7 protein-coding genes, 1 other RNA gene and 1 pseudogene are annotated in these 9,420 nt (G+C 63.4%); 7 read left to right on the top strand and 2 right to left on the bottom strand.

Annotated features, from left to right (window positions below; all coding sequences use genetic code 11):
• On the bottom strand, window positions 1-810 hold an 810-nt coding region (gene dnaX / locus LDO54_RS39190; RefSeq protein WP_436975507.1), incomplete at its 3' end, for a DNA polymerase III subunit gamma/tau.
• 354 nt (window positions 811-1,164) lie between these two features.
• An RNA gene (gene ffs, locus LDO54_RS05175) (signal recognition particle sRNA small type) lies at window positions 1,165-1,263 on the bottom strand.
• Between the two features lie 518 nt (window positions 1,264-1,781).
• Here ffs and trxA point away from each other — a divergent pair.
• The 7 genes and pseudogenes from trxA (at window position 1,782) to LDO54_RS05140 (ending at window position 9,417) form a co-directional block, all read left to right on the top strand.
• Window positions 1,782-2,108, top strand: coding sequence for a thioredoxin TrxA (gene trxA / locus LDO54_RS05170; RefSeq protein ID WP_065060043.1), 327 nt, complete (start codon window positions 1,782-1,784; stop codon window positions 2,106-2,108).
• A gap of 278 nt (window positions 2,109-2,386) precedes the next feature.
• On the top strand, window positions 2,387-3,649 hold the full coding sequence (gene rho, locus LDO54_RS05165; protein WP_027818379.1) for a transcription termination factor Rho: 1,263 nt from the start codon (window positions 2,387-2,389) through the stop codon (window positions 3,647-3,649).
• Between the two features lie 204 nt (window positions 3,650-3,853).
• Window positions 3,854-4,363: pseudogene (locus tag LDO54_RS05160) on the top strand (MerR family transcriptional regulator); the annotation flags it as partial.
• Between the two features lie 161 nt (window positions 4,364-4,524).
• Entirely contained in the window at window positions 4,525-6,081 is a 1,557-nt protein-coding gene (locus LDO54_RS05155) for an MFS transporter (protein WP_224007369.1), read from the top strand.
• 14 nt (window positions 6,082-6,095) lie between these two features.
• Entirely contained in the window at window positions 6,096-6,932 is an 837-nt protein-coding gene (locus tag LDO54_RS05150; protein WP_224007366.1) for a M90 family metallopeptidase, read from the top strand.
• A 156-nt stretch (window positions 6,933-7,088) separates the two neighbouring features.
• Window positions 7,089-7,352 (top strand): type B 50S ribosomal protein L31, encoded by a 264-nt coding sequence (locus LDO54_RS05145; RefSeq protein WP_224007363.1) that lies wholly within the window; start codon window positions 7,089-7,091, stop codon window positions 7,350-7,352.
• Between the two features lie 310 nt (window positions 7,353-7,662).
• Window positions 7,663-9,417 (top strand): ArnT family glycosyltransferase, encoded by a 1,755-nt coding sequence (locus LDO54_RS05140; protein ID WP_224007360.1) that lies wholly within the window; start codon window positions 7,663-7,665, stop codon window positions 9,415-9,417.
• Window positions 9,418-9,420 lie beyond the last annotated feature (3 nt).

The raw sequence follows: 9,420 nt of genomic DNA, 5'->3' as shown, positions 1-9,420 counted from the left end.
TTCGTCGGCGATCGCCAGCACGCCGGGGCCGTCGCCGGTCACCAGCGCGTCGATCAGGCGAATCAGATAACTCTGGTCGAGCGCGCCGAGCATGCCGCGCACGGCCTCTTCCGTCACCTGGTTGGCCGAGTACGCGATTGCCTGGTCGGTCAGCGAGAGCGCGTCGCGCATCGAGCCGTCGGCGGCGCGCGCGAGCAGGCGCAGCGCCTGCGACTCGAACTCGACCTTTTCCTCGCCAAGAATATGCGTCAGATGCTCGACGATATTGCCCGCAGGCATCTGCTTCAGATTGAACTGCAGGCAGCGCGAGAGCACGGTGACCGGAATCTTTTGCGGATCGGTCGTCGCGAGAATGAACTTCACGTGCGGCGGCGGCTCCTCCAGCGTCTTCAGCATCGCGTTGAAGGCGTGGTTCGTGAGCATGTGCACTTCGTCGATCATATAGACCTTGAAGCGCGCATCGACCGGCGCGTAGACCGCGCGCTCGAGCAGCGCGGCCATTTCGTCGACGCCGCGATTACTCGCCGCGTCCATTTCCACATAGTCGACAAAGCGCCCTTCGTCGATTTCCCGGCACGCGCGACACACACCGCACGGCTTGGACGTCACGCCGGTCTCGCAATTGAGCGCCTTGGCGAAGATGCGCGAGAGCGTCGTCTTGCCCACGCCGCGCGTGCCCGTGAACAGGTACGCGTGATGGAGACGGCCGCCGTCGAGCGCATGCGTGAGCGCGCGCACCACGTGCTCCTGTCCGACGAGCGAAGCGAAATCCTTCGGTCGCCACTTGCGTGCGAGAACTTGATAGGTCATCTGGAAATTGTATCAGCAACGCCTGCGCGCTCCGATGAATCGGAAAGCGCCGAACGCCTTGTATGCGGGCGCGCCGGACCTGATCCGCGACGCGTGCGTGAAGGCGTGCGCGAACGCATGCGAAAGCGCGCGCGAAACGCCCGGCGTGTGCGCAAAATGGCACGAGCAACGACACGGCACGCGCACCGACACGCAACAGCGCGACGCGAAAAGCCTGCGGCGAAAAAATCTTGAAGAAACGGGGAATTGAGCGACGAGGTGCGAACCTTGCGCAACAACTGGGACTGAGACCGAGGATGGATGCAGCAGACGCGCGCGATGCGCTAGAAGAACAATCGCCAGAAAAAAAGCGAAGGTGACGAGCCTGACCCTCGGCACTGGCGGAAAACGGCTGTGGCTGCTTCGTTCCCGACCTGACCAGGTTGACCGCCCCACCATGCGAGGAGGCCCGTCACGTCGCATTCTAACATCGCTTGCACCGAATTGAGAATGCCGCACTGCAAAACTCTTTGCGCGACGCGGCTGAGCGCCCGCTCCACCGGGGTTTGACGGATGCGCGCGCATTGGCAAATGCACTTGCAAATGTGCTTGCAAACGCGCGCCGCGCCACCATATCGAGATTGTGCGCAACGTCGGTGGATCGTGGAAAGACAGTGCGGCAGCACGCAGTCAGGCTGCGCGGCACGCGGACAATCGACAGGTGCATGCAAGCTCCACGGCACGCAAACCGTGCACGCAACGCACGAAATGTTGGAGAAAAAGCAGGAAACCCTGCTGCCGACCTGCGTACTATCACCGTCGGCAACGCATAGGGATTTAGGCTACACTGGCGTCGATCGTTGTCAGGGCAGCCTTGGCGACTCGATCCGGTCCCGCCCGGCAAGGCTTGGGCATCGCCGGATATATTCTGGTTTTTGGTGTATCGTGGCGAGCAATTCAATCAGCCTCGATCCGAAAGAGGTATTCATACAATGAGCGAACAAATCAAGCACATCAGCGACGCATCGTTCGAACAGGACGTCGTTAAATCCGATAAGCCCGTCTTGCTGGACTTCTGGGCCGAATGGTGCGGCCCCTGCAAGATGATCGCGCCGATTCTCGACGAAGTCGCGAAGGACTATAGCGACCGTCTGCAAGTCGCGAAGATCAACGTCGACGAGCATCAATCGACGCCGGTGAAGTTCGGCGTGCGCGGCATCCCCACGCTGATCCTCTTCAAGAACGGCGCCGTCGCGGCGCAAAAGGTCGGCGCACTCTCGAAGTCGCAGCTCACCGCGTTCCTGGACAGCCACCTGTAAAAAGGCGCTGCCACCGCCGCGCGCCCTGCCCTCACGGCAGCCGCGGCGGAGCTGAAAAGCACGCCAGGTCTGTATCGCGCCATGTTGTCAGCCGACAACATGCACGCTAAAAACATGCCGAAACATACCGTTGGGCTTCACTGACGGTTTCTGGCGTGTGCTATGCTAGAATCCATAAAGCGTCGTATCCGGCGCCCTTATATAAGTCCTTGAGCGGTTCCGCTCGTTCTTTTCCCCCTGACTTCTTTTCGTCGCTCCCTTCCCGACGGGTTCTCCGTATGCATCTTTCCGAGCTCAAGTCTCTGCACGTGTCCGAATTGATCGAGATGGCCAATGGCCTCGAGATCGAAAATGCGAACCGCCTGCGCAAGCAGGAACTGATGTTCGCGATTCTCAAAAAGCGCGCCAAGACGGGCGAAACGATCTTCGGTGACGGCACGCTCGAAGTGCTGCCGGACGGATTCGGCTTCCTGCGCTCGCCGGAAACCTCGTATCTCGCCAGCACGGACGATATCTATATCAGCCCGTCGCAGATCCGCCGCTTCAACCTGCACACCGGCGACACGATCGAAGGCGAAGTGCGCACGCCGAAGGACGGCGAACGCTATTTCGCGCTCGTGAAGGTGGACAAGGTCAACGGCCAGCCGCCGGAAGCCTCGAAGCACAAGATCATGTTCGAGAACCTCACGCCGCTGCACCCGAACAAGGTGCTGCTGCTCGAGCGCGAAATGCGCGGTGAGGAGAACGTGACGGGCCGCATCATCGACATGATCGCGCCCATCGGCAAGGGTCAGCGCGGCCTGCTGGTCGCTTCGCCCAAGTCCGGTAAGACCGTGATGCTCCAGCACATCGCGCACGCCATCAAGCAGAACCACCCCGACGTGGTCCTGTTCGTGCTGCTGATCGACGAGCGTCCTGAAGAAGTGACGGAAATGCAGCGTTCGGTGGCCGGCGAAGTGATCGCCTCCACCTTCGACGAACCGGCCGCGCGTCACGTGCAGGTCGCCGAAATGGTGATCGAAAAGGCCAAGCGTCTCGTCGAAATGAAGCACGACGTCGTGATTCTGCTCGACTCCATCACGCGTCTCGCGCGCGCCTACAACACGGTCGTGCCGGCTTCGGGCAAGGTGCTGACCGGCGGTGTGGACGCCAATGCGCTGCAACGTCCGAAGCGCTTCTTCGGCGCGGCTCGTAACATCGAAGAAGGCGGTTCGCTCACGATCATCGGCACCGCGCTGATCGAAACCGGCAGCCGCATGGACGACGTGATCTACGAAGAGTTCAAGGGCACGGGCAACATGGAAGTGCACCTCGAGCGCCGTCTCGCGGAAAAGCGCGTCTACCCGTCGATCAACCTGAACAAGTCGGGCACGCGTCGCGAAGAACTGCTGATCAAGCCGGACATCCTCCAGAAGATCTGGGTGCTGCGCAAGTTCATCCACGACATGGACGAAGTCGAAGCAATGGAATTCCTGCTCGACAAGATTCGCCAGACGAAGAACAACTCCGAGTTCTTCGACATGATGCGCCGCGGCGGCTAAGGCCTCGCGCCCCGCTCGCTGCCTCAGGCACGACAAAAAACGCCCGCTCCATGCGGGCGTTTTTCATTTCTCGCCCCGTTTCACCACTGATTTCACGCAATAAACCGTTGCGGATGCACCCGGCCACAACCTGAACGTGAACGTTTACGTTGAACTATAATCCGGGTCTATCTTTACTGCCGCCGTCTACCCGGCCGGCCGCCGATGTCCAGACACGCCAAACCGGACCTTACCCCGGACGCCAACCCGCTCCTCACCGTGCGCGACGCCGCCTTGCGGCTGAACGTCACGCCACGCACGCTCAAATACTACGAGGAACGCGGCCTCGTTACCCCGACGCGTAGCGAAGGCCGCTACCGCCTCTACGACGAACACGATCTCGAACAATTCGCGCGCATTCTGCGCCTGCGTGCGCTCGGCTTTTCGCTGCACGGCATCACCGAAATGCTCAAGCGTCCGCTGGAGTCGGTCGGCGACGGACGGCGGCGCTACTCGCACGAATCGCTGCAACAGATCGCCGACGCGCTCGCGCAACAGATCGACACGCTCGACGCGCGCATCGGCGCCGTGCGGCGCGAGTTGAAGGAAGCGCAAAGCGTGCGCGCCGAACTCGCCGACGATCTCGATTACCTGAAGCGCCGCCTCGCGGGCGAGCCGTCCGAAGCGCTGATCGACGAACGCCTCGCCGCCTCGCGCCGCCGCAAAGACGCCGAACGCAACGCGGCGCTGCTTGCGCCCGCCCACGCCAAAACGCCCGCCGCCGCGCTCAAGTCGGCGAACAAACCCGGCCACGCGCGTGTCAGCAAAGGCGCGGAAAAGCGCGGCCAGAAGCGCACGCAAAAACAGTCCGACGACGAAGACGGAGGCGAACGCGCATGAGCGCCACCTCCGCCCGCGAACCGATCTTCAGCGCCGCGCGCCTGCGCGGCGACTTCTTCCCCTGGGTCCTCGCCATCGCGACCGGACTCGACTACTACGACAACGCGATTTTTTCGTTTTTCACGAGCTATATCGCGGGCGGCATCAACGCCTCGCCCGATGAACTCGTCTGGTCGTCGAGCAGTTATGCCGTGTGCGCGGTGCTCGGCATCCTGCAGCAGCAATGGTGGGTCGAGCGCATGGGCTACCGTCGCTACGTGGGCGGCTGCCTGCTGCTCTATGCCGCGGGCTCGGTCGCGGCGGCGCTCTGCGAATCGTCGATCGAACTGGCCTTCGCGCGCGGCTTCCAGGGCTACTTCATCGGCCCGATGATGGGCACCTGCCGCATCCTCATCCAGATCAGCTTCACGCCGCAGCAGCGCCCCGTCGCGACGCGCGCATTCCTGATCCTGATCGTGCTCTCCAGCGCGCTTGCGCCGCTCGTCGGCGGCTATCTGGTGTCGTATTTCGGCTGGCGCGCGCTGTTCGCGTTTTCCGCGCCGGCGGGCGTGCTCTACGCCGTGCTGGCCCTGCTCGCGCTGCCCAATTCCGGCCATCTGCTGCCCGAGGAGCGCGGCGAGTCGCACTTCTGGCCGTACATCATCTTCGCGTTCGCGCAGGGCGCGCTGCAGATCGCCATGCAGCAGGTGCGCTTCGAACTCTTCACGACGTCGCCCGAAATTCCGCTGCTGACGCTCGCGGGCATCGGCTCGCTCGCGTGGTTCGTCTGGCACCAGTGGCACCATCCGAAGCCGCTCGTGCGGCTGCACGCGCTGCGCGAGCGGCCGTTCCAGGTCGGGCTGCTGCTATACATGTTCTACTACTACATGAGCACGGTGCTCAGCTATCTGGTCTCGCGCTTTCTCGAAAGCGGCCTGAACTATCCGGTCGAGAACGCGGGGCGACTGACCGGCATCACCTCGCTGATTTCCGCCACCGCGCTGTTTCTTTACTTCCGCTATGCGAAGTTCGTCACGCACAAGAAATGGATCATCGTGCCGGGCTTCCTGCTGACGTTTTTCGTGGCGTTCTGGATGACGAAGATGACGCCCGACGTCAGCCAGTCGTGGCTGATTCCGCCGCTGCTGCTGCGCGGCCTGCTGCTGCTTTTTATCGTCCTGCCGGTGGCGAATCTCACCTTCCGCATCTTCGACATCGACGAATTCACCCACGGTTACCGCTTGAAAAACATCGTCCGTCAGTTGACGATATCGTTCGCGACGGCCACGGTCATCATCGTCGAGCAGCATCGGCTGGCGCTGCACCAGACGCGGCTCGTGGAATTCGTAAATCCGCTCAACCCGATCTTTCAGGACACGCTCGCGAAGCTGACACATACCTTCGAGGCGCTCGGCCGCCCGCCGGGCGAAGCGCATAGCCTCGCGCTCGCGCAGGTGAGCCGGATGGTGGCGCAGCAGGCGAGCTTTCTGACTTCGCTCGACGGCTTCTACTATCTGATGGGCGCGGCCCTCGTCGGCGCGGTATTCGCCATGTGGCAAAAGCAGATCGACTGAACACAACCGACGCGATGCTTTCGAAACTCTCCAGCTGGTTCGGCGCGCGCCGCCGCGAAAAGGCGCTGCGCACCTACGCGATCGACGACGCGCTCTGGCAGGCGACGCTCGACGGACTGCCCTTTCTCGGCCACCTCGACGCCGCCGATCTCGTGCGTCTGCGCGAAATCACGAGCCTGTTCCTCGCGCAGAAGGAATTCTCGACCGCGCACGATCTCGAACTCACCGACGCGATGACCGTGGCGATCGCCGCGCAGGCGTCGCTGCCCGTGCTCAATCTGTCGCTCGATCTCTACAAGGGCTGGGTGGGCGTGATCGTCTATCCGGGCGAATTCGTGATCCGCAAGACCGTCGAGGACGAGGACGGCGTGGTGCACGAAGTCGAGCACGACGCGAGCGGCGAGGCCTGGGAAGGCGGCCCGGTGATCCTCTCGTGGGAAGATGCGCAGATGACCGACGGCAGCGACGCCTACAACGTCGTCATCCACGAGTTCGCGCACAAGATCGACATGCTCAACGGCGAAACCGACGGGCATCCGCCCCTTTATCGCCGCTGGCACGCGCCGCTCGATGCGCAGACCTGGGCCGATGTCTTCGACAATGCCTACGACCAGTTCTGCGACAAGGTCGATGCGGTGCCGGAACGGCGCTGGAAGCGTTTCGAGCGCGATTCGCTGATCGATCCCTATGCCGCCGATCATCCGTCGGAGTTCTTCGCCGTGTGCAGCGAAGCGCTGTTCGTCACGCCGAAGGCCTTCGAGGCCGAATATCCCGAGCTTTATCGGCTGCTCGCGCGCTATTACCGTCAGGATCCGGCGCGGGTCGGCGCACTGGACGGCCAACCGGCCTGAAAAACCTGTTGCGGGCCTGCAAAAATTCGCCAACCAGCTGATTTTCTGGCATAATCGCGTTTTTTCGACCTTGGGCAAGTGGCTCGCGCGAAAAGCGCCGCGACATGGGTGTTGCGGGCAACGTGGGTTGGCTACCGCCAGATTTAAGGAAAGACCATGAAAGAAGGCATTCACCCGAATTACCGCGAAGTCCTGTTCATCGACGTGTCGAACGATTTCCGTTTCGTGACGCGCTCGACCATCCAGACGCGCGAAACCGCCGAATTCAACGGCAAGACCTACCCGCTCGCAAAGATCGAAGTCTCGTCGGAATCGCACCCGTTCTACACGGGTACGCAGAAGATCATGGACACGGCCGGCCGCGTCGAGAAGTTCAACAAGAAGTTCGGCGCACGCGCTACGGGCAAGGCAACGAAGTAAGCTTCGCTCTCCGGTCATCGTGCCGGAACCCGCACAGACGTGTACGAAAAGGGCAGCCCAGGCTGCCCTTTTTTGTTGTCCGGCGCGCCTTACCGAATATTTCCGACGCTTGCCGCGACGCCTGCTGCGACGCGTCTGTCAGCCGCTGATCCGCGGCCCGGTCACCGCCGTTTTATTGCGCCGGCAAGCGTTGGCAACAGATGACGGGCGCCAGCCGCCGTGACGCGCGCGAGCCCGCCCGGCTAGAATGCCGGATGCTCCGCAACGGCCGCGCGCGGCCATTGCGCTTACTCGAATTCCTCCGCACTGCATGAAGCCAGCCATTCGCCTCACCGCCTCCGCCACCAGCGCCCTGCCGCGCTGGCTGCTGCTGACCATCTGTATTATCTTCGCGTCGTTCGGCCTGTTCGGCCGCGATCCGTGGAAGAACGAGGATGCGGCCGGCTTCGGCGTGATGTGGACCATGGCCGGCGGCACCTCGCACGACTGGCTGCTGCCCAACCTCGTCGGCAAGTACGTGACCGAGAACGGTCCGCTCGGCTACTGGCTCGGCGCGCTGTGCATCCGCGTGTTCGCGCCGTGGGTGGACGCGAGCAACGCCTCGCGCATCGCCACCGGCGTGCTGTTCTGCCTGGCCTGCGCGTTCGTCTGGTACAGCGCCTATCTGCTCGGCCGCCGCCCCGAAGTGCAGCCGTTCAAATACGCGTTCGGCGGCGAGCCCGAGCCGCGCGACTACGGCCGCACGCTCGCCGACGGCGCCGTGCTGATCCTGCTGGCCTGTTTCGGTCTCGCCGAGCGCGGCCACGAAACCACGCCGCAACTGATGCAGTTCGTCGGTATCGCGATGCTGGTCTACGGCCTCGTGCGCGCCATCGACAAGCCGATCCAGGGCGCGCTCTGGTGGGGCCTCGCGCTCGGCATCGTGATGCTCGCAAGCGGCCCCGTGCTGGTGGGCGCCCTGCTGATCGGTACGCTCGCGATGCTCGCCATCGCGCCCGAAACGCGTTCGCGCTGGCTGCTCGTGGCCGGTTTGCCGGTTGCGCTCGTGGTCGGCCTGTCGTGGCCGCTGCTCACGCTGCATATCTATCCCGACGACGGCGTCTGGTTCCTCAACCAGTGGGCGCGCACCAACGTCAACGCGTTCGCCGGGCCGCCGGGCACGGTGCTGCGCTACGCGGCCAAGAATCTGCCGCTGTTCACGTGGCCGGCCTGGCCGCTCGCGATCTGGGCCTGGGTGAGCTGGGCGGGCCTGCGCCGCGCGCCGCACATCGCGATTCCACTTTCGGTGATCGTGCCGCTGCTGATCCTCGTGGTCGTGCAGAGCCACGAAACCAATCGCCTGTTCATGCTCGTGCTGCCCGCCGTGTGCGTGCTCGCCGCCTTCGCGCTGCCGACGCTCAAGCGCGGCGCGATCAACGCGATCGACTGGTTCGCCGTGCTCAGCTTCACGATCCTCAGCACCTTCGTCTGGCTCGTGTGGCTGGCGGGCATGACGGGCTTCCCGGCGCCGCTCGCGCGCAATCTCGCGCGCCTCGCACCGGGCTTCGCGCCGCAATTCAAGATTCTCTCGTTCGTCTGCGCCGTGGCCGTGACGCTCTGCTGGATGGCGCTCGTGCAATGGCGCGTGGCGCGTCATCCGAAGGTACTGTGGCGCAGCGTCGTGCTGTCGAGCGGCGGCACCACGCTGATGTGGGTGCTGCTGATGACGCTCTGGCTGCCCGTCGTGAACTACAGCCGGACCTATAAGGACGTGGCTCAGCAGATCGCCGCCCACCTGCCCGCCGATTATCAGTGCATCTCGCCCGTGCGTCTGGGCGACGCGCAGATCGCCACCTTCGCCTATTTCGGCAAGATGCACTTCTCGTTCGACGAGGATTGCGACGTGATCCTGCGCCAGGACACCCAGGACTTCGGCGAGCCGAGCTCGATGTCGAACTTCGTCTGGAAGCTGGTTTGGGAAGGCCGCCGTGTGGCCGACCGCGACGAGCGCTTCCGCCTCTACGTGCGCATCGACCGCCCGCAACCGCCCGTGAAAAAGCACGTCTGGCGCAAGCGCCCCGACTGAGGC

This window comes from Paraburkholderia tropica (genome assembly GCF_914484835.1).
In the GTDB taxonomy this organism is placed as follows: domain Bacteria; phylum Pseudomonadota; class Gammaproteobacteria; order Burkholderiales; family Burkholderiaceae; genus Paraburkholderia; species Paraburkholderia tropica_A.
This window is presented reverse-complemented; position numbering and strand designations above follow the sequence as displayed.